The 21,635-nt window shown below is 71.6% G+C and carries 13 protein-coding genes and 1 pseudogene; 6 read left to right on the plus strand and 8 right to left on the minus strand.

All coding sequences use genetic code 11. From position 1 onward, the window contains the following. Positions 1 to 259: 259 nt before the first annotated feature. Complete coding sequence (locus LNW71_RS30615; protein WP_250972201.1) at positions 260 to 2,857, plus strand: SpoIIE family protein phosphatase/ATP-binding protein; 2,598 nt, start codon at positions 260 to 262, stop codon at positions 2,855 to 2,857. A gap of 92 nt (positions 2,858 to 2,949) precedes the next feature. On the opposite strand, the gene LNW71_RS30620 is transcribed toward LNW71_RS30615, so the two are convergent. Then, entirely contained in the window at positions 2,950 to 5,136 is a 2,187-nt protein-coding gene (locus tag LNW71_RS30620) for a discoidin domain-containing protein (RefSeq protein ID WP_250971152.1), read from the minus strand. A gap of 585 nt (positions 5,137 to 5,721) precedes the next feature. Here LNW71_RS30620 and LNW71_RS36230 point away from each other — a divergent pair. Further along, the gene (locus LNW71_RS36230; protein ID WP_374119470.1) at positions 5,722 to 7,059 is read left to right on the plus strand and encodes an XRE family transcriptional regulator; all 1,338 of its coding nucleotides are present in this window, start codon (positions 5,722 to 5,724) and stop codon (positions 7,057 to 7,059) included. Between the two features lie 62 nt (positions 7,060 to 7,121). Here LNW71_RS36230 and LNW71_RS30630 read toward each other — a convergent pair whose 3' ends face one another. Next, positions 7,122 to 10,604, minus strand: coding sequence for a M28 family peptidase (locus LNW71_RS30630; protein ID WP_250972202.1), 3,483 nt, complete (start codon positions 10,602 to 10,604; stop codon positions 7,122 to 7,124). A 492-nt stretch (positions 10,605 to 11,096) separates the two neighbouring features. Between LNW71_RS30630 and LNW71_RS30635 the strand changes: the two genes are divergently transcribed. Together LNW71_RS30635 and LNW71_RS30640 are read left to right on the plus strand one after the other, a co-directional pair. Then, positions 11,097 to 12,011 carry an aldo/keto reductase gene (locus LNW71_RS30635; RefSeq protein ID WP_250971153.1) on the plus strand — a complete coding sequence of 305 codons (915 nt, stop codon included), beginning with the start codon at positions 11,097 to 11,099 and terminating at the stop codon, positions 12,009 to 12,011. Between the two features lie 96 nt (positions 12,012 to 12,107). After that, the gene (locus LNW71_RS30640; RefSeq protein WP_250971154.1) at positions 12,108 to 13,100 is read left to right on the plus strand and encodes an aldo/keto reductase; all 993 of its coding nucleotides are present in this window, start codon (positions 12,108 to 12,110) and stop codon (positions 13,098 to 13,100) included. A 76-nt stretch (positions 13,101 to 13,176) separates the two neighbouring features. Here the strand turns inward: LNW71_RS30640 and LNW71_RS30645 are convergent, their stop codons facing one another. From LNW71_RS30645 to LNW71_RS30655, 3 genes are all read right to left on the minus strand, one after another. Then, entirely contained in the window at positions 13,177 to 14,307 is a 1,131-nt protein-coding gene (locus LNW71_RS30645; protein WP_250971155.1) for a serine/threonine-protein kinase, read from the minus strand. 258 nt (positions 14,308 to 14,565) lie between these two features. Beyond that, entirely contained in the window at positions 14,566 to 15,258 is a 693-nt protein-coding gene (locus LNW71_RS30650) for an HAD family hydrolase (RefSeq protein ID WP_374119471.1), read from the minus strand. A gap of 24 nt (positions 15,259 to 15,282) precedes the next feature. After that, a complete protein-coding gene (locus tag LNW71_RS30655; RefSeq protein WP_250971157.1) occupies positions 15,283 to 15,768 on the minus strand; it encodes an Lrp/AsnC family transcriptional regulator in 486 nt (161 codons plus the stop codon). A 317-nt stretch (positions 15,769 to 16,085) separates the two neighbouring features. Between LNW71_RS30655 and LNW71_RS30660 the strand changes: the two genes are divergently transcribed. Together LNW71_RS30660 and LNW71_RS30665 are read left to right on the plus strand one after the other, a co-directional pair. Then, positions 16,086 to 17,594, plus strand: coding sequence for an FUSC family protein (locus LNW71_RS30660; protein WP_250971158.1), 1,509 nt, complete (start codon positions 16,086 to 16,088; stop codon positions 17,592 to 17,594). Positions 17,595 to 17,698: 104 nt separating this feature from the next. Then, positions 17,699 to 18,768 (plus strand): annotated as a pseudogene (locus LNW71_RS30665) (lactonase family protein). Positions 18,769 to 18,829: 61 nt separating this feature from the next. On the opposite strand, the gene LNW71_RS30670 reads toward LNW71_RS30665, so the two are convergent. From LNW71_RS30670 to LNW71_RS30680, 3 genes are all read right to left on the minus strand, one after another. Continuing rightward, complete coding sequence (locus tag LNW71_RS30670) at positions 18,830 to 19,753, minus strand: hypothetical protein (RefSeq protein ID WP_250971159.1); 924 nt, start codon at positions 19,751 to 19,753, stop codon at positions 18,830 to 18,832. Positions 19,754 to 19,848: 95 nt separating this feature from the next. Continuing rightward, on the minus strand, positions 19,849 to 20,853 hold the full coding sequence (locus LNW71_RS30675) for a BadF/BadG/BcrA/BcrD ATPase family protein (protein ID WP_250972203.1): 1,005 nt from the start codon (positions 20,851 to 20,853) through the stop codon (positions 19,849 to 19,851). A gap of 80 nt (positions 20,854 to 20,933) precedes the next feature. Beyond that, positions 20,934 to 21,611 (minus strand): uracil-DNA glycosylase, encoded by a 678-nt coding sequence (locus LNW71_RS30680; RefSeq protein ID WP_250971160.1) that lies wholly within the window; start codon positions 21,609 to 21,611, stop codon positions 20,934 to 20,936. Positions 21,612 to 21,635: the final 24 nt, after the last annotated feature.

Consider the following 21,635-nt stretch of genomic DNA (forward strand, 5'->3'; position numbering starts at 1 on the left):
GGTGCGGGCGCGGCCCCACGCCGCGGGCCTTCTCCGCGTTCCGGCCCCGGCAATTCGTGTTAAACCTGAATATGTGTGTGGTAGAGGTCGGTTCCGGGCGTGGTTTCGAGGCCCCGCCCGGCGGCCGCATCGACACGATGACGGACGCCCGGGCGGTGACGAGCATGCGTCTTGCGGACCGAACGTGAAACGGTCCTCACCCTTGCGGCGGCTGCGCTCCCTCTTCAACACCCGCACCGTGGCCGGGCAGGTCTTCTTCATGATGCTGGGGATCGTCCTGCTGCTCGTGGCGGCAGCGGTCTTCTCACTGGTGGTCCAGGGCAGGCGCGACAGCACCCACGAGGCCGAGGCCCGTTCGATGAGCGTGGCGCAGACCTTCGCCCACGCGCCCGGAACCGTGGCGGCGCTGGACAGCAGGAACCCCACCGCCGTCCTTCAGCCGCTCACGGAGAAGACCCGGAAGCTGACCGGCGTCGAGTACATCGTCGTGGCCGGGACCAACGGAACCCGCTACACCCACCCCGACACCGCGCTGATCGGGAAGCACATCATCGGCCCGTACAAGGAGGCGCTGGAGGGCGAGTCCTTCACCCGGACCTTCACCACGAGCCGCGGGCCCGCCGTCGTCTCGGTGGTGCCCGTACCGCGGCCCGACGGCTCGGTGGCCGGACTGGTGTCCGTGGGCATCACTGTCGAGAACGTCAACGCGGTGGCCGACCCGAGCATCCCGTTCGCCATCGGCACCGCGGTGGCCGCGCTGGTCCTCACGACGGGCGCCGCGGCACTGGTGAGCCGCCGCCTGGGCCGCCAGACCCGCGGCCTGGGCCCGGCCGAGATGACACGGATGTACGAGCACCACGACGCGGTGTTGCACGCGGTGCGCGAAGGGGTCCTCATCATCGGCGCCGACCACCGGCTGCTGCTGGCCAACGACGAGGCCCGAAGGCTTCTGGGGCTGCCCGCCGACGCCGAAGGACGCGCCGTGACGGACCTGGGGCTGGAGCCCCGCACGGCGGAGCTGCTGGCCTCCGGCCGGGTCGCCACGGACGAGGTGCGGCCGGCCGGCAACCGGCTGCTGGCCGTCAACCTCCGCCCCACGGGCGAACGCGGCGGGCCACCCGGCATCGTCGCGACCCTGCGGGACACCACGGAGCTGCAGGTGGTCACCGGCCGCGCGGAGACCGTGCGGGAGCGCCTGATGCTCCTGTACCGCGCGGGCGCACGGATCGGCACCACCCTCGACGTCACCACGACCGCGCGTGAGCTCGCGGAGGTCGCCGCACCGGGATTCGCCGACAGTGTGACGGTCGACCTCGCCGACTCCGTCCTCCGCGGGGAAGAGCCGCAGCCACCAACGGGCGAGGCCATGAACATGCGCCGCACAGCCGTCTGCGGCACCGAATCGGGCCACCCCCTGTACCCGCTCGGCAAGGTCATCGGATTCGTGCCCACCGGCCCCGAAGCCATCGGCAGCAGCAGCGGCCACACCTGGATGGTGCCCGACCTGACCGCGTCCTCGCAGTGGCGGCAGGCCGATCCGGAGCAGTCCGCGAAGATCCTTGAGTACGGATTCCACTCGCTGCTCTCCGTACCGCTGCACGCGCGCGGCGTCATCCTCGGCATGGCCAACTTCTGGCGCGCCCAGAACGAGGACCCCTTCACCGCCGAGGACCTGTCGTTCGCCGAGGAGCTGGTGGCCCGGGCCGCCGTCAGCGTCGACAACGCCCGGCGCTACACCCGCGAGCACGAGATGGCGGTGACCCTGCAGCGCAGCCTGCTCCCGCGGGGCCTTCCCGAGCAGAACGCCCTGGATGTCGCCTTCCGCTACCTGCCGGCGCAGGCCGGGGTGGGCGGGGACTGGTTCGATGTGATCCCGCTCTCCGGCGCCCGGGTCGCCCTGGTGGTCGGGGACGTGGTCGGCCACGGTCTGCATGCCGCGGCCACCATGGGCCGGCTGCGCACCACGGTGCACAACTTCTCCACGCTGGACCTGCCGCCCGACGAACTCCTCGGCCATCTCGACGAACTCGTGCTCAGGATGGACCAGGGCGAGGAGGCGGACGGCCGCGGCGGGATCACCGGGGCCACCTGCCTGTACGCGATCTACGACGCGGTCTCCGGGCGCTGCTCGATGGCCCGGGCCGGTCACCCCGGGCCCGCTCTCGTCCTGCCCGACGGCACCGTCCAGTTTCCCGAGATCCCGGCCGGTCTGCCCCTCGGCATCGGCGGGATGCCCTTCGAGGCGGCCGAACTGGAGGTGCCCGAAGGGAGCCGGCTGGTCCTGTACACGGACGGTCTCATCGAGCGCCGTGACCGGGACATCGACGAAGGCATGGAGCAGCTGCGCCAGGCCCTGGCCGACCGCGACCGGACGCCGGAGGAGACCTGCGACGACGTGCTGGAAGCGATGCTGCCCACCCGTCCGGGCGACGACGTCGCCCTGCTGGTGGCCCGCACCCGCACCCTGGATCCCGCCCGGCGCGTGCAGTGGGAGGTGGTCCCGGATCCCTCGGCCGTCTCGGGGGTCCGCAAGCAGGCCATCCGCTGGCTCGCCGACCAGGGACTCGACGAGGAGGGGTTCGTCACCGAGCTCATCCTGAGCGAGCTGGTCACCAACGCCATCCGGTACGGCTCCGAACCGATCATGGTGCGGCTGCTGTACGACCGGGCCCTCATCTGCGAGGTGTCGGACTGCAGCAGTACCTCACCGCACCTGCGCTACGCCGCGACCACGGACGAGGGCGGGCGGGGTCTGTTCCTCGTCGCCCAGTTCGCCGAGCGGTGGGGGACCCGCTACACCGAGCGCGGCAAGGTCATCTGGTCCGAGCAGACGCTCGAAGGGCCGCCCGCCGGGTAGCCGTCCCCCTCGGGAACGGCCGCACCGACGGCGACGCGGGGCCCGGCAGCGACTGCCGGGCCCCGCGCTGTGCGGTCAGCTCATCCGTCGTGTCACGGGAAGGACACCACGTTCGAAGGGACGGTGGAGGTACCGGAAGTGGGTGCTCCGGTGTTGTTGATGACGTGTTCGTACTGGCCCTGGCCGCCGAGCGAGACGACGAGCAGGTCGTGGAACTTCACGCCGGGCTTCACCGGTGCTTCGAAGCCGTGGTCCTGGCGGATCGTCGGATCGACGTTGAAGTAGCAGTAGCTGCCCAGGCCCCAGCCCTCGTGGGTGGTGACGGAGTCGTCGACCTTGTAGGCCGCGAATCCCTTGGTGCTGCCGTTCTGGACGGCGGCCTGGTTGGGGGCGTCGTACGCCTTCTCGTTCTGGAAGAAGATCGTCTTGCCGTTCTCCCCGGACCAGCGGACGTCGTACTTGTTGAAGTGCTCCACGAACAGGCCGGTCGCCAGGACGTCGTCGCCGTTGACCTGGAGGCCGTAGTCGGCCCGGTTGGTCTCCCAGCCGACGCCGTCCCCGTGGTCGGCACGCCACAGCCAGGTGTGGTCCACGATGGTGTCGTCGTTGTTGATCACCATGCCGGTGGTGGCCTTGCCCGCGCCCGCACCGCCGACGCGGATGAACACGTCCTGGACGGTGGTCGGGTTGGCCGAGTGATCGGCGGAGGCTCCGGTGGGGCCGACCTGGACCAGCACCTGGGAGTTCTGCGGACCGGCGTCGACGAGCAGGCCGGCGAGCTTCACGCCGTCCACGTCACCGACCTTGATGGCGGTCACCCCGTTGTCCGGGATGATCGTGGCCAGGCCCAGGCCCAGCACGACCGTGTTGGCGCGGTCGATGTTGATGGTCTGGTTCACGTGGTAGATGCCGGGCGTGAAGAGCAGGTGCAGACCCTGCTGGACGGCGGCGTTGATGGTGGCCGCGGAGGCGCCGGGCTTGACCACGTAGAACTGGCTCAGCGGGATGGACTCGCCCTGCGGGGTGCCGTTCCACGAGACACCGCGTGCGTTGGTGCGCTTGGCGGGGACGAACACCTTGTAGTCGTTGCCGTCCAGGTACAGGAACGGCTTCTCGCGGGAGACCGGGGTGTTGTTGAGCGTGGTGTACGGCGGCTCCGGGAAGCTCTGGGCGGGTGCGCCCTCGACACCGGAGAACGTCATGTTCCAGACGCCGTTGCCCCAGCTGCCGACCGAGCTGTCGCGGGTGTACCACTGCTGCTGCGAGTACGGCCCGACCTGGCCGTCGATCTTGCTGTCGGCGATGTACCCGCCGCTCGCCCAGCCGTAGCCGTTCGGCGCGAGGTTCAGCCCGCCCTTGACGTGCATCCGGCGGAACGGGGCGGCCTGCGAAACGGCCCAGCGGTCCGTGCCGCTCACCGGGTTGAGCGCGAGGTTCTCGGCCGAACGCCAGAAGTTCTGCGTCGCGTTGCCGTTGAACCAGCCGGCGTCGACGGTCACATCACCGTTGAAGGTGGTGTCGTCGGGCTTGAGACCGAGACCGGCGATCGAGGTGTAGAACCCGATCTGCGCGTTGATGTTGTTGTACGTACCGGGCTTGAACATCAGCGCGTAACGGCCGGTGCCGAACTGTGCCGACTCCTGCTGCTTGAAGATCTCGTCGACCTTGGCCTGGATGTTGGGCGTCGAGGGGTCGAAGACCAGGACGTTCGGGCCGAGGTCGCCGCCGCCGGGAATCTGCGGGCCGCCCGGGTCGGTCCCGGTGGTGCCGAAGACCTGGAACTCCCAGAGGGAGTAGCCGTACTGGGTGGCCCGGGCGGTGCCGGTCAGCCGGACGTAGCGGGCGGTGCCGGAGACGTTCAGGGTCTCGGTGCCGCCGGGGCCCGTGGTGGTGGAGTAGGCGGTGCTCCAGGTGCTGTTGTTCGTGGAGAACTCGATCCGGTAGCCCTTGGCGTAGGCGGCCTCCCACTTCAGCGTGATCTGGCTGACCGAGGCGGCGGCACCGAGGTCGACCTCGATCCACTGCGGGTCGGAAGCGGCGCTCGACCAGCGGGTTCCGTTGTCGCCGTCGACGGCGGAGGTGGCGGGGGTGCCGTAGTTCTCCTGGCTGGAGGTGGTCACCGTCCTGCCCTGCGAGAGCAGCGTGGGCGCGGCGCTCGCCGGGGTCGACGGCACGAAGGCCAGCAGTGAGACGACCAGACCGGCGACGGCGGCCAGCACGCCGGTGCGTCTTCTTCCGGTCGGGGCCGCGGGTCTGTGGAACACGGGGGGTGCGTACATGGGGATGTCTCCTGGGTCGCGGTACGGGTGCACGACACGAAGCCGGAGAGCGCTCTCTCCGACCGATGGGGATACTTCTCCCTTGTTTCCTACGCGTCAATAGGTGTGCAACACCCGCTTGGCCGGGCGCCGTTGAGAACAAGAGTTGATGACGGATACCTCCCGATTGACCGTGTTCCGCACGCCTTGAAGGCGCCACGGCAAGGGATCTGACGCACCGTCGATTCAGGGGATGATGCGGCGTACACATGGAGTGACGGAGGGGCGGCATGCCGTTGCCACCGCAACTGAACACCGGCCGGACGCATCCCGGCGCGTCGGAAGTTCTGCCCACCGCAGGCCACCGCGCCTGTTACCGGACATCTTGCCGACGTCCCGGGGACAGCGGATACGGGTGCTCGCTATCCTCCGGGACATGAGCCGTGAGCGCGGTACGCGCAGCGCCCTTGACCAGGCGCGACGGGCCCCGGGGTGACCGAGGACGTGGGCCCTGTGCCGGCGGACCCCCGTGGCGCGCAGGCATGGAGATCCTTCGGGGTCCGGTTACGCCAGTGGCGCGGACGGGCCGGTCTCACCCAGGCCCAGGTGGGCGCCCGCGTCGGCTACGACCACACCGCCATCAGCAAACTCGAACACGGCAGCCGCAGGACGCCGCTGCCGCTGGCCCGCAGGCTGGACGACCTGCTGGCCGCGGGCGGTGACCTGCTGGCCGCCTGCGAAGCGGCCGTGGCGAAGCAAGCGGCGGGGGACACGGACGGGGCGGACCGCGGGCCGCGGACCGCGGACGCCCCGGCCCGCCCGGGCCCTCTGCCCGGCGAACCCGCGGGCGGTGCACTCCTGGCGATGCTGCCCCCGGGGACCGCCCTGCCCGCCGGCCTGCCCGCGTACGGGCTCGCCTGCCCGCTGCACAGCCGGGACGGCTGCGCCGTACCCGCACTCACCGACGCCATAGAACTGCACGCGGCCTTCTGCGCCCTGGACCCGGACACGTCGTCCCACCCCGCACTGGACACCGAGACCGTGCACGCCCTGACCGCCCTGCTCGCCGTCTGCCTGCGCGCCGAGGAGGAACGCGCCTGGCCGGGGGCGACCGCCGTCGTCGAACGCACACTGCACGCCATGCTCCGGTGGATGGCGCTGCCCGCGGCCCGCTACCAGCGCCAACTCGCCCCGCTGGCAGCCGAGTACGCACAGTCGGCGGGCTGTCTGCGGTTGCTGTGGGGCCGCAACGGCACCGCGATGGCCTGGCTCGACCGGTCGCTGCTCTGGTCCGCCATGGCCGGTCACGTGGGGACCGAGGTCGCGGCGCTCAGCGACATGAGCACCCTTGCCCGGTTGGAGGGCGACGGTCCCTCGGCCCTGGCCTACGGGATGGCCATCCGGCAGGCCGCCGCGAACCGGCCCTGGGCGGGCGCCATGAGCGATCTGTACCAGGCGCGCGGTCACGCCGTCCGGGGGGACGCCCCGCAGACCCTGAGCCACATCGACCGCGCCTGGTCGCAGATGGACCGGGTCCAGGAGCGGGACGAGACGGAGGCACCCTGGCTCTCCGTCGCCTCGGTGCGCCTGCGGGTGGAGTCGGGCGCGGCGGGCGCGCTGCGCGACCTCGCGGCGGCCACCGGGGACCGCCGGTTCGCGCTCCGGGCGGTCGGGGCGGCAGGCACCGCGCTCGGCTTGCTGCCTCCCGGCATGCACTCGGCGCGGATGCTGTTCCTGGTGCGGATGGCCGACGCCCATGCCTGCGCGGGTGACCCGTCGGCGGCGCTGGCCGTGGCCGGTCCGGTGCTCGACACCACCGAGGTCACCCCGTCGACGCTGCTCGGCCAGGAGCTGCGCGGACTGCACGGCAGACTGGCCGCGCACCGGGCCGGCAGGCCCGAGATCGACGAGTTCGTCCGCCGCCTGGCCGCGGTGGTCCGCTGAGACGGCGGGGCGGGGCGTGTGAACCACCACGCCCCGCCCCTGTGCGTACTGCTGATGACTGATCAGCTCACGTCGAGCGTGACATCGTCCACGACGAAGCTGGTCTGCAGGTAGGCGTCCTCCTTGCTGGTGAACCCCAGCGTCACCGTCTGACCCGCTGCGGCGGCGACGTCGAAGCTCTGCTGGACGTAGCCGCTGCTCGCGTCGAGATTCGAGTACGTGGCCAGCGTCCGCGACCCCAGCTTGACGGTGAAGGTGTCGTACGCGGTCGCGTCGCCCGCCGACTCGTCCGTGTCGGTGCGCACGTAGAACGACAGCTTGTACGTCGAGCAGCCCGCCGGGACGGTCAGCGACTGCGAGGCGCTGTCACTGTGGGTGCTGCCCCAGCCGCCGAACCAGGCCTGGTAGGCGCCGCTGTGTGCGGGCTTCTCCGAGGTCCTGTTGTTGATGACCCCGTCCGTCTGGGTCCACGGCGCCGTGCCGTTCTCGAAGCCGCCGTTTGCGACGACCTGCCGCGCCTGGCAGCTGCCGCCGCCGCCGACGACCAGCGAGTACGTGGTGGTGTGGGTGGCGGTGCCCGTTCCGGTCACGGTGAGGGTGTAGGTGCCCGCGGTGGTCTGGGCCCCCGCGGAGACGGTCATCGTCGAGGAGGACCCGGACTGCACGGAGGACGGGGCGAAGGAGACGGTGACGCCGTTCGGCGCCCCGGAGGCCGTCAGCCGGACACTCTGCGCGGAACCACTGGTGGTGGCTGTGGAGACGGTCGCCGTGGCCGAGGCCCCGGGCTGGACGCTGCCGGAGAGCGGGCTCACCGAGACGGAGAAGTCGTTGGCGGGTGCGGTGGTGCCGACCGCCGTCTTCCACACCGAGTACGCGATTCCGTCGGCGCTGCGGTCGAGTGCGGTCGCGTTGATGTTGCTGGTGGTGTCGCACGCCTGGTGGTAGCAGGAGTCGTACGAACGGCCTGCCGTGCCGCCCCACTTGGTGGCCTGCGCAGCAGACTTGGTGTCACTCGCGCCGGTGGCGTAGCCCGACGTCGCGATGCCTGCCTGCTGGAACGAGTAGTCGTCGGAGCGTCCTTGGCCCTCGACGTTCTCTTCCGGAGCGAGGCCGAGGGAGCTCCAGTACTCCTTCATCGGGGCCGATGCGGCGGAGTTGAGGTTGTTGATGAAGTAGCCGCCGTTGGGCGAGGCGACCATGTCGAAGTTGTAGTACGCCGTGATGGCGCTGCGCTGGGCGGACGTGAGCTGCCCGACGTAGTACTCGGAGCCCTGCAGGCCCTGCTCCTCGCCGTTCCACCAGGCGAAGCGCACGTGCTTGGTCATCGTCGGGTTCTGCTGGGCCAGGGCGAGCGCGTTCTCCAGGAGAGTGGCGGAGCCGGAGCCGTTGTCATTGATACCGGGCCCGGCGGCGACACCGTCCAGGTGCGCGCCGAACATCACGGTCCGGTCGGCGGGGCCACCGGGCCAGTCCGCGATCAGGTTGTTGCCGCGGTAGCTGCAGCTGGTGCAGGACTGCTCGCTGACCGTGTAACCGGCTGCCTGGAGCTTGCCCTTCACATACGCGAGCGAGGCCGTGTAACCGGCGCTGCCGGCCCGCCGGTTGCCGCCGTTCTGCGAGGCGATGGTGTTGAACTGCGACAGGTGCGACTGCACATTGGCGACGCTGATGTCAGGAGGAGTGCCACCGGGGCCGCCGCCGCCGTCATTGACGGTCAGCGTGTACTGCGCGGTGTGTTCCTGGGTGCCGGCGCCCTTCACCGTGAGGGTGTACGTACCGGGGGCCGCGGCCGACGTGGCCGACACGGTCATGGCCGAGGTCGCGCCGGACTGTACCGCGGACGGGCTGAAGGAGACGTTGACACCGCTCGGCTGGCCGGTCGCGGACAGATTGACCGGCTGCGCGCTGCCGGAGCTCACGGTCGTCCTGACCGTGGCCGTCACCGCACTGCCCGGCTTCACCGAGCCGGCGGCCGGATCCAGGGAGAGCGAGAAGTCGTTGTTGCCACTCGGCGCGCAGGTCGGGTCGCCGCTCTGCGCCGGGACGCTGACCGCGTCCCAGGCGGCCTTCGTCCGGTTGAACAGCACACAGCCGGCGTCCAGGGCCTTGGCCGAGGTGAGCGTGGCGGTGCGGTAACGCTTGTACGTCATGCCGCTGGTCTTGAGCAGCATGCCGCCGTAGAAGACCTTGCCGGCGCTCTGGATTCCCACGCCGGTGACCGAGGAGCTGTTGCAGGTCGGGCTGGACGGTTTGCCGCCGCCGGGGCTCGATCCCTCGGCCAGCAGGTAGAACCAGTGGTTGAGCGGACCGGCCGCCGCGTGCTCCTCGGTGCTGGGTATGGAGGAGCTGTAGCAGTTCGGGTCACCGATCTGACCGGGGTTGTACATGATCCGGATCGGCCCGTCGCCCACGAGGTCGATCTTCTCGCCGACGGTGTAGTCCGGGTCGTCGTACGGGGTGGGCTCATTGGTGTACGCCTCGGTCAGCGCCCCCATGATGTCGCCGGTCGCCTCGCCGAGACCGGACTCGTTGTTGGCGCCGCCGGGCGTGTACTGGTCGATGCCGTGGCCGAACTCGTGGCCCACGACATCGATGGCCCCGATCCACTGGTTGGCGTTGTTGTGGCCGATGGAGACGGTGGACCCGTCCCAGTAGGCGTTCACGTCGTTGAGCCCGACCTTGACCGGCCAGCTGCGGCCGTTTCCGTCGTGGCCGTTGCGCCCCAGCCAGTCACGCAGCATGTCCCACTCGTGCTGGGCCGCCCACATGACGTCGACGCAGCCGGTCTCCTTGCTGGAGGCGCTGCCGGTGCCCCAGGAGTCGGTGGCCTTCGTGAAGACGCCACCCGTGCTGTAGTCGGCGCAGCTCAGCCCCGGCCTGCCCGGGTCACGTAACGAGTAACTACCGCCGGAAGAAGTGGTGTTGATCGACAGCGGGGACGGTCCGTTCCACTGGCTGTTTCCGGTGCCGGCCTTGACGTCGTCGTAGCTGTCGAGCACCGCGCCGGTGCCCGCGTCGACGAAGACGTGCAGATGGCTCGGTGCCTTCGCGGTGCGGCCGGTGAGTACGGTCTCCCAGGCCAGCCGGGACTTCTTGCCGGTGGCCCGGACGACCAGCCGGTGACTGTCCACCCGCTTGACCGAGCTGAGCTTCCTGCGCGCGGCGGTCTCGGCCGCCCCGGCCGAAACGGTCGCGGTGGTGGGTACGTTGATGCGCCGGGAGACGGCCGACTGGGCGCCGTGGACCCGCCCCTTGGAGTCGGCCACCACGACGGCGTCCCCGCCGACGACCGGGAGACCGCGGTAGGTGCGGGCGTACGCGACGGAGTAGAGCCCGTTGACCCACGGGGTCACCATCTGCCGCTCGTACCGTTCCTCGGGCCCCTTCGCCAGGGCGTCCAGCCCACTGGCCGCTGCCCGGTCGGCCGCCGACACGGCAGCGGCGAGTGGGGTCGGGGCCGGCGGAGAGGGTTCTGCAGAAGCTGACTGGCCACTGGTGGCGACCAGCATTCCGGCGAGGACGGCCAGGGTTGTCCCGGCCGTCATCGGTCTGCGTTTCATCGAGGCTCCTCGGTTCGTGGGGACCTCGGTCACGGGCAGCGGCGTGCGGAGACACACCCGCCTGTGCGCCGGCTCTCGGCCGTCCGCCCAGGTGGTGTCCGTGATCGAGCGACCGAACACTCACACGCGGTCCTGACCTCGTCAACGAACTGGGCGCGCCTGAAGGGGACTTGGCAAGTCTGGTCAAGTCGCGGTGGTGGGATCGCACAGCCGGCGCACAGCAAGCGCACAGAAAAGGGGCGACTCGGCGGCGGAACAGGGCGCGCGAGATCGCCGGCGCGGAGGCGCCCAGGAGCCGGAAGGGGAGGTGAAGTACTGGACAGATTCCCGGGGGTGGCGTTAATCTGCACCCGCACCAGACGGTGACGCTCCAGGGATATCCACCGTGACTTTATCACCAACAAGTCAATTACGCAAGCCCCGCTCCTGCTCCACCACTTGGGCTCTCCGGCCCGTCGCCTACAGGAAGAATCGTTCATGACCTCGGCAACACCCACCGCAGCGGCCGCCGGTACCTGGCAGCTGGGCGACCTGACCGTCAACCGGATCGGTTTCGGCGCCATGCGTCTGACCCAGAACGGCAGCGCGTTCAGCGACGACCGGACCCCGCACGACCGGGACCGGGCGATCACCGTGCTGCGGCGCGCCGTTGAGTTCGGCGTCAACCACATCGACACGGCAGCCTTCTACTTCTCGCCGTTGCGCTCGGCCAACGAGCTGATCAACAGCGCGCTCGGCCCGTACCCGGACGACCTGGTCATCACCACCAAGGTCGGCCCCGGCCGGGGGCCGTCGGGCGACTGGCAGGAGTGGGCCCGGCCCGAACAGCTGCGTGGGCAGGTCGAGGAGAACCTTCGCCAGCTGGGCCGCGACCACCTCGACGTGGTGAACCTGCGCGTGAACGGGCCTGCCCCGATCGCCGACGCGTTCGGTGCACTGGCCGATCTGCGGAAGGAGGGGCTCATCCGTCACCTGGGGCTCTCCAACGTCGGGCTCGAGCAGATCGCCGAGGCCCTGCCCATCGCGCCCGTCGTCTGTGTGCAGAACAGGTTCGGCATCGGCACCGGCCGCGCGGACGGCGAGGAGGTGCTGCGGATCTGCGGGGAGCGGGGAATCGCGTTCGTGCCGTTCTTCGCGATTGTCGGCGAAGGCCGCGAGTCCGGGGGGCACGCGGCCACCGACGAGGAGGTGCTGTCGTCCGTCGCCGCGGCGCACGGCGCCTCGACCGCGCAGATCCGGCTGGCCTGGACGCTGCAGCGCGGCTCGCACGTACTCGCCATCCCGGGCACCGGCGACCCCGGCCACCTCGTCGAGAACGTGGCAGCGGGTGCGCTGCGGCTCACCGAGGACGAGATGCGGCGGCTGGCGGCACTCGGCCAGGACGCCGGCTGATCCGGGCCCCTGGCCGCCGCGGCGCCGGAGGCGCGGCGGCCAGGGGGCAGGCGGTCACGCCCCGTTGCGGACGGCAGCCACCCTCACCGACGTAGCATGATTCCCATGGAGCAGCGTGAACTGGGCAGGACCGGACGGGACGTATCGGTCGTCGGACTGGGAACTTGGCAGCTGGGCGGGGACTGGGGCGAGGTGCCGGAGGCCGATGCCTTCGGGACCCTCGACGCCGCGGTCGAGTCCGGGGTGACCTTCTTCGACACCGCGGACGTGTACGGGGACGGCCGCAGCGAACAGCTCATCGGCCGCTATCTGAAGGAGCGTCCGGACGCCCGGGTCCTCGTGGCGACGAAGATGGGCCGGCGTGCCGAGCAGGTGCCGGAGAACTACGTCCTGGACAACTTCCGTACCTGGAACGACCGCTCTCGGTCCAACCTCGGCGTCGACACCCTCGATCTGGTGCAACTGCACTGCCCGCCCACCGCCGTGTACTCCTCGGACGCGGTCTACGACGCCCTCGACACGCTGGTCGCCGAGGAGCGGATCGCCGCCTACGGGGTGAGCGTCGAAACGTGTGCCGAGGCCCTGACCGCCCTCGCCCGCCCCGGCGTCGCGAGTGTCCAGATCATCCTCAACCCGCTCCGCCTCAAGCCGCTGGACGAGGTGCTCCCGGCCGCCCGCGCCGCCGGAGTCGGCATCATCGCGCGCGTGCCGCTCGCCTCCGGGCTGCTCTCCGGCAAGTACACCGCGGACACCGTGTTCGCCCCGGAGGACCACCGCACGTACAACCGGCACGGCGAGTCGTTCGACCAGGGCGAGACCTTCTCGGGCGTCGAGTACGGGACCGGGGTGGCGGCGGCGGCCGAGTTCGCCGCGCTCGCTCCCGAAGGGGCGACTCCGGCGCAGACCGCGCTGCGCTGGATCATCCAGCAGCCAGGAGTCACCGCCGTCATCCCCGGTGCCCGTTCGGTCGAGCAGGCCCGTGCCAACGCGGCCGCGGCGGCGCTGGAGCCGCTGCCGCACGAGACGCTGGACGCGGTACGTGACCTCTACGACCGCAGGATCCGTGCGGCGGTTCACGACCGCTGGTAGTCGCGGGCCCTAGGGGCTTTCGTTTGGGTCAGACCCGGCGAGCCCGGCATGATCCAAACGAGAGGCCCTACCGGCCCTAACGGCTCTCTGCGGGCGACGGTGACGCGGGACCGCTCGTGGAGGCGCCGTCTCCCGGCGGCGTCGTGGCCGAACTGGAATCCGGGGAGAACAAGCTCATCCCCAGATACACGGCGGCGAGGAAGGCGACCGTACCCGCGATGGCACTGGCCACGCGCGGGCGGCGTCTTATCGCCTCACGGGTGGAGCGCCGCCGGGTGGCCCGGGACCGGGCCGGAGCCGCGCGCCGCCCCCGGCCGGCTGTCGGGGGCAGCCGGTACGTCGTCGAAGCGTCACCGGACCGCTGCGCGGCCGGCGGGGGCGCCGGCGCATAGGTGGTGGCCGGCGTCCGCGAAGGAGCGGGCCGGTACATCGGCAGCGGCTCCGCCCGGCCCCGCCAGGCCTCGCTGTGGAACCAGTCGGAGACCTGCTGAGCCGTCGGCCGGTCCTCGGGCTGCTTCGCGAGCAGGCCCAGCAGGTACGAGTCGAAGGCGGCCGACATGTCGACGCCGCGCTGCCGCAGCGGCACGGGAGGTGTGTCCACGTGCTGGTAGAGCGTGGCGGTCGGAGTGTCGGAGCGGAACGGCGGCTGGCCGAGCAGCAGTTGGTAGATCACGCAGCCGAGCGAGTACATGTCGGAGGCGGCGCCGGCCGTACGGCCCAGGGCCCGTTCCGGCGCGAGGTAGAGGCTCGTGCCGACGATGTGGCCCGTCGTGGTGAGCGCGGCGGACGGATCGTCGACGAACTGCGCGATGCCGAAGTCGCCGATCTTGACGGCACCTTCCGCGTCCAGCATCAGGTTCCCGGGCTTGATGTCGCGGTGGACGATGCCCTGCCGGTGCGCCGCGGCCAGGCCGGCGGCCGCCTGACCCGCGATACGGGCCACCTGTTCCGGTGCCAGCCGTTCCTGCGCCAGGAGCAGGTCGCCGAGGCTTCTGCCCTCGACGAGCTCCATCACGAGGTAGAACCGGCCCTCCCAGGAGCCGAAGTCGAACACGGCCACCAGATGGGGATGGCTCAGCCGGGCGGCGGTCTGCGCCTCCAGCCGGAAACGTGCGGTGGCCGACTCGTCCGCGTGCTCTCCCAACAGCAGCTTCACGGCGACGGACCGGCCGAGGACCTCGTCCGTGGCGCGCCAGACCTCACCCATCCCGCCACGACCGATAGCGGATATCAATCGGTACCGACCAGCAACCAGCACCTGCGCACACCTATCTCGAATGTCTCGGGCCGAGGGCGGCTTCGACTGCCGCGGCTGCGACCTCATCGGTAACAGGACGGGGTGGGGGACACGCAGCAAGATCAGGATATCCGGCGCGCGGCCTCCGGACGACCGGCGGGCGCCGCCCACGCGGACGTCACCGCGGCGAGGGCCGGACGGACGGGCAGCGCCGGACGGGCGGCACCGTCACGGTACCGGGAACAGCCACCCGAAGGCGGCCTGTGCGCTGAACTCGCCCTGCCCGCCGCGGAAGAGCAGACCCGCTGCCGCGAACGCCGGATCGTCGGCCGTCGCCGCCACGTAGGGAACCGCGATGCAGCGCATGCCCGCGGCCTGCGCCGCAGCCGCGCCCGGCGCGGCGTCCTCCACCACCACACAGTCGGCCGGGGTCGCCGCGAGGCGCCGGGCGGCCTCCAGGAAGACGTCCGGCGCCGGCTTTCCGTGTGCCACTTCCTCGGCGGAGACGTACTCGGTGAGGTACGCGTCGAGGCCGGTGCCCTTCAGTACGACCTCGATCACCTCCCGCGACGAGCCCGACGCCACCGCCATGGCGACGCCCTTCGCGTGCAGCAGCTCCACGAACTCGCGCATCCGGGGGAAGACTTCGGTCGAGGCGCGCGCGAGCTCCAGATAGCACGCGTCCTGGCCCGCCACCAGTTCGTCGACGGGCGCCTCGATGCCGTACTCGGCGCGCAGGACGGTCAGCGCCTCCCGGTTGCTGATCCCGAGGAAGCGGGCGTTCTGCTCCCAGGTGAAGTCCGGCACTCCGTACCGTCCGAGCAGCAGCCGAGCCGATTCGTAGGCGTTCGGCTCGCTGTCCACGAGGGTGCCGTCCAGGTCGAAAACGACCGAAGTCGCCTGCGCGCGTGATGAGTTCATGGCGGCCATGATCTCATCACGCGATCACTCCGGGCCACCCGCCGCCGCGCGGCCCACCGATTCCACCAGCGGCAGCAGCCGGTGCGGCACCCGTTCGCGCAGGGCGACCTCGGTCCGGGTCCTGACCACACCGGGCAGCTGGATCAACTGCTGGATCACATCCTCCAGATGCCCGTTGTCCCGGGCCACCACCCGGGTCAGCAGGTCGCCGCCGCCCGTGGTCGAGAAGGCTTCGACGATCTCCGGCACGGCGGCGAGGGCCTCGCCCACGTCGTCCAGATGCCCCTGCGTGACCTCCAGGTGCACGAAGGCGAGCACCGGATGGCCGAGGGCGGCCGGCGAGAGGAACGGGCCGCTGCCGGTGATCACCCCGTCCCGCTCCAGCCGGTCGATGCGGGCCTGGAGGGTGCCCCGGGCGATGGAGAGGATCCGGGCGTACTCGCGCACGCTCGTGTGCGGCTGCTCGATGAGCAGCCGCAGGATACGGGTGTCGAGGGCGTCCACCGCCATGGTCCGCGAGCCTCTTTCCGGTACGTCGATCGGGGCTGCGACTGTACCAATGGCGCACTGAAGAACAGCTGCGATGGGCCACTGCCCCAGGACGTCCCGCGGGGCGGGTGCGCAGGGGGTGCGCCGTCTGGTGGTCCGATGGCTGACTGATGGTGCCGCAGGTGGTCGATGTCTGAGCCAATGGCACAGTCTTTGGAGGTCAATTTGAGCCAACAGGCCGATGGATGCTCTGATGTACCTGTCGATGGCGCTGCGGACCCCCGCGGCGCCTTTTTCATGCCGGTGCACGGAGCCGGCGGCGGAGGCGGGGAGCAACTGTGCTGAAGAGAGCGTTCGTGGCCCGGGACCCCGGACGACTGCGGCTGCGCAGCGCCGGCCGGGCCGTCCTCGGCATCGGCCTCGCCGTGACGGTCTGCGGACTGGTCGGCCACTCGCTCGTCGCCGCCGTCACCGGTGGTCTCGCCGCGCTGCTCGCCCTGTTCACGGTGACCGACGCCACGGTCAGGGGCCAGGCGCTCACCACCGCGCTGCTGCCCGCCGTCGGCTTTCCGGTGCTCGCGCTCGCCGCGGTACTGCACGGCCACCCGGTGGCGCGCGACGTGGCCTTCCTGGCGGTCATGGGCGCCGGGGTGTACGCCCGGCGATGGGGGCCGCGCGGCCACTCCCTCGGCGTGTTCGCATTCATGGCGTTCTTCAGCACGCAGTTCCTGCACACCCTGCCGGGACAGCTGCCCGAGCTGTACTCCGCGGTGGCCCTCTCGCTGCTCTCCTCGTCGGCCGTCCGCTTCGGGCTGTGGTGCTACGAGCGCCGGCTGACCCCGGCCGCCGTGCCCGCCCCCGTGAGCGGCACCGGCCTGGCCAGGGTCACCACGCGCCAGGCGATCCAGGCGGCCTCCGGCGGAACTCTCGCGCTCATGGCCGGCCAGCTCCTCTCCGACCAGCGCTGGTACTGGGCGGTGGGGGCCACCTGGTGGGTCTTCGTCAACACCGCCTCGCGCGGCGAGACGCTGGTCCGCAGCTTCCGCCGGATCCTGGGGACGCTGATCGGCATCCCCATCGGTCTGGGCGTCGTCGTCCCGCTGCACGGGGCTCCGGTCCCCACCGCCGTCCTCGTGGCGCTCGGGGTGTTCGGGATCTTCTACACCGCGGCGGTCTCGTACACCTGGATGATGTTCTCCGTGACCGTGATGGCCGGCGCGCTCTACGGGGCGCTCGGAGTGCTCGACCCGGCCCTGCTGGCACTGCGGCTCGGCGAGACCGCCGTGGGGGCGCTCGGCGCGATGATCGCGGTGCTGCTCGTGCTGCCGGTCACCACGCACGCCACGACCGACGCCTGGATCCAGCGGGCCCTGCGCTGCGTCCACGCCTGCACCGAGGAGGCCGCCGCCCGGCTCTCGGGATCGGCGACGGCCGACCCGGCGCCGCGGGTCGCCGAGCTGGAGGCGCTCCTGGCGCGGGTCCGGCTGTCGCTGGCCCCGCTGGTGCATCCGCTGAGCCCGCTGCGCGCCCGCCGGGCCAGGGCCGGGCATGTGCTGGCCCTGCTGGACGAGTGCGCGCGGGAAGTGCGGGGGCTGGCCTCCGTGGCGGCGGACCCGGAAGCGTCCCACGACGCCCGGCTCGCCGCTGCCTGCTGGCGCGTCGAAAGCGCCGTGGAAGCCCTGACGGCTCCGGAGCGGCCGGCGCGGACCCCGCTCGCCGTCGGTCTTGCGGCGTCCGCCCCCGCGGCGGAACCTGCCCTCGTCCATCTGCACGGCCTGGAGCGCGCGCTCGCCGAACTCGCCGCGCCGCTGCACAGCTCCCCGCGCGCGCCACTCGTACCGGCCTGAGCCCGCCCCCTTGGTCCAGACCACAAAGGGCGCACTGCTACGGTCGCCGCGGAAGATCGCGGCGGTCCCCACGTCGTGATCAGGCGACGGAGGAGGGCAGCGCGGTGGACAGCAGCAACGGTGTCGGACGGGCATACATCGGGTCGTTCACCTCGGCGGGCGGGCGGGGTATCACCGTCGCCGCCGTGGACCAGGAGACCGGGGCGCTCACCGTCCTTGGTGCGACGGACGCCGTTCGCGATCCCTCGTACCTCGTGCTCGGCACGGGCAGAGGCCCGGGTGGCGCGGTGCTGTACGCGGTCAGCGAGACCGAGCAGGGGCGGCCGCGGCGTTCGACATCAGCGAGGACGTCCCACGGCCGATCGGCGACGCCCGGCCGGTGAATGCCGAGGGCCCCACGCACCTCGCACTCGCGGGCGGGCATCTGGTCACCGCCAACTACGGCTCCGGCAGCGTCACGGTCCTGCCCGTCCTGGCGGACGGCTCACTCGGCGCGACAGGCGGGGTGTTCCCGCACGAGGGGAGCGGACCGGACGAAGACCGCCAGGAGGGCCCGCACGCCCACCAGGTCGTCGCCGACCCTTCGGGGGACTGGGTGCTCAGCGTCGACCTGGGAACGGATTCGGTCCGTGTCTGCGCGCTCGACCCGGACACCCGGGAGCTGCGCCTGCACGGTGAGACGGCGCTGCGGCCCGGCACCGGGCCGCGCCATCTCGCCTTCCATCCGGAGGGTGCTCACGCCTATGTGCTGCACGAGCTGGAACCCACGGTCACGCTGTGCCGGTGGGACGCAGCCGCCGGAGTCCTCGAAGCGGTGACGGAGACGCCCGTACTGCCCGAGGAGGCGCGGGGGGACGCCGGTACGGCGACCTACCCGTCCGAGGTCGTGGTCTCGCACGACGGCCGCTTCCTCTGGGTCGCCAATCGCGGGCACGACAGCATCTCGGTGCTCGCCCTCGACGCCACGGGTGAGCGGGCGTCCCTGGTCACGACGGTGAGCTGCGGCGGGCACTGGCCGCGCGACCTCGCGCTCGACCCCACCGGCCGACGGCTGTACGTGGCCAATGAGCGGTCCGGGAACGTCAGCTGGTTCACCGTGGACCCGGAGACCGGGATTCCCCGCCAGGAGGGCTCCCTGGAGGCTCCTGCGGCCTCCTGTGTGATCTTCGGCTGAGGCCCCGCACACGCGCATGGGGTGACCCGCTCGGGTCACCCCATGCGTGCGTCGGAACGGATCAGTGAGCCTGCGCTCCCTGTGCCACCGCCGGAGCGATGCCGAGCGCCGTGGTGTACATCGACAGCACCAGCTTGCCGATCGCCGGATAGGCGCCGAGCGGCTCGGCGCTCGCGCAGCCCGCCTCCTTGACGGCGGCGTCCAGCAGCCCCTCGGCCACCTCGGGGCCCACCAGGTACGGCGCGACGGCCAGCTGCAGCGAGCCGGAGTCCTTCAGCTGCGCGGCGATCGATGCGACCGAACCCTCGACATCGAGCGCGGCGGCCATCACCGGCACCGCGAGCCGCGCGGCCAGCAGCATGCCGGTGATCCCGGCGGCCTGCACGGCCTCCTCGCCGCCCACCGTGGCCAGCACGATGCCGTCGGCGGCCGTGGCCACCGTGAACAGCCGGGCACGGTCCGCGCGGGCGAGGCCGGCCTCGGAGAGGCGTACGTGCAAGGCCTCGGCGAGGAGCGGGTGCGGGCCGAGCACATCGGTCAGCTCGGCCTGGGCCTGGCTGTCCGTGATCCCTTGGCGTATCCGCTGGACCAGGGCGTTGTCCGGTCCCGCGAGCAGCGGCACCACGACGGCGGCCGGGCCCTCGGGCGGGGCGACCTCGCGGCCGGCGGCCCGCGCCTGCTCGAAGCGCCCGATGCGCTCGGCGGCGGAGTGCGCGAGCACGGAGGCAAGAGTGGGGTACTCGGCATCGTCGCCGTCGAGGTAACCGATCAGGGCGTTCAGACCGGGCAGCTCGGAGCGGGCAATGCTGATCACCTCTTCGGCCAGACTGCGGGTGGCCGAAGAGGGGGTACCGGGAACGGCAAGAACGAGCGCGGCAGCGCCCTCAGGTGCGACCACGGGCTCCGGGCGGCGGTGCCGTCCGGACTGGCGAGGTCGCGGCATTCGTACAGGCAGGCCGGAAGCGGGCCCAGTGGGGGTGCTCATGGCGCCGCATGCTACTGGTTTTGGGTACCCCGCTGCTCAGGGAGGGTCCGGTCGAGCGTCGTCTGTCCGCATTTATCCGATGAGTGGCTTACCGGTCAACTGCCCTGCTCTGTCACCCCTGTGCCCGGCTCCCGTTCCGGTCCGGACACCGGAACACAGAGCAGCGTGGGATGGTGCGGAAGGCGCAGGTCATCGGCGGCCAAGGCCTGAGCGATGCGCAGGGCGCCGGTCAGGGGGTCACCCGAACCGGGGACCGCCCGGGCGTGCGGCAGCTGTCGGGCCAGCGCCTCGCGCAGCGGTACGAGCAACGGGTCGCCCATCCGGAACAAGCCACCCGTAAGCGCCACTTCGCAGCCCTCGTCGTCCGCTCCGGCCTTCGGGCAGACCGCGGCGGCCGCCTCCGCGATGTGCCGGGCGGCGTCCCGGAGAATGCCCTCGGCGACGGGATCGTGCGCCGCGCACGCGGCCACCTCGGGGGCGAACGAGGCCAGGACCGCGGGCCGGTCGGTCCGCGGATAGAGCAGGCCGGGCAGTTCGGGCGCCGGCCCGAACACCGCCTCCAGCCGGGCGAGCAGGGCCGCGGAGCCGCCGCGCCGCCCGTCGTGGGCGCGCATCGCCGCATCGAGACCGGCCCGGCCGATCCAGGCGCCGCCTCCGCTGTCCCCCAGCAGGTGTCCCCAGCCGTCGGCCCGCCGCCACCGCGTCAGGTCGGTGCCCAGCGCGATCAGACCGGTGCCGCCCGCGACCACCGCACCGGGCCGCTGTCCGACCGCTCCGGCGTACGCGGTCACCGCGTCGGCGGCGAGCGCCAGCCGGTGCACACCGAGCGCGTCCGCCAGGGCCGCGGGAAGCTCGGCCCGCAGCTGTCCGCCGAGCGTGGCCATGCCTGCCGCGCCGATCGCCGCGGCGACGACCCGGGTGCCGCCGCCCTGCCGCGTGAGCAGGTCCCGGACGGTGGGCAGCAGTTGTGCCAGCAGGTGGGCAGCGTCGATGCCGGACGGCCCGGTCCGCACCGGTTCGGCACATTCCGCCACGGCCGGCGGGGTGTCCGCGCCGACGGCGCCCAGCGCCACTCGCAGCCCGGAACCACCCGAGTCCACCCCGAGGACGTACTCCCCGCCGGCCCCGGCAGTCCCGGGCCCGCCGGTGCAGGCCCGGTCGGGCGCACCGGACGCGGCCGTCACGGCAGCCGCCAGTCGACCGGCTGGGCACCCTGGCGCTCCAGCAGTTCGTTGGTCCGGCTGAACGGCCGCGAACCGAAGAATCCGCGGTCCGCCGACATGGGAGAGGGGTGCGAGGACTCGATCGCCGGGAAATCGCCCAGCGACGGCCGCAGATTGCGGGCGTCGCGGCCCCACAGGACCGACACCAGTGGGGTGCCCCGCGCGACCAGTGCCGAGATCGCCTGCTGGGTCACCTCTTCCCAGCCCTTGCCGCGGTGCGCCGCAGGCCGGCGGGGGGCCGTCGTCAGCGCCCTGTTGAGCAGCAGCACGCCCTGCTCGGCCCAGGGAGTCAGGTCACCGTTGGCGGGACGCGGAAGCCCCAGGTCCGAGTGGAGTTCCCGGAAGATGTTGTCCAGGCTCCCCGGCACCGGCTGGACGTCGGGCGCGACGGAGAAGCTCAGCCCCACCGCGTGCCCCGGCGTCGGGTAGGGGTCCTGACCGACGATCAGGACCCGTACCTCGTCGAACGGTTGCTGGAACGCCCGCAGGACGTTCGGCCCCGAGGGCAGGTACGTGCGCCCCGCCGCGATCTCGGTACGCAGGAAGTCACCCATCGCCGCGATGCGTTCGGCCACGGGCTCCAGGGCCTGCGCCCAGCCGGGCTCGACAATTTCTTTCAGAGGTCGTGCTGCCACGGGCGGCACTCTACTGCTGATACG

It is taken from the genome of Streptomyces sp. RKAG290, assembly GCF_023701695.1.
Lineage (GTDB): Bacteria > Actinomycetota > Actinomycetes > Streptomycetales > Streptomycetaceae > Streptomyces.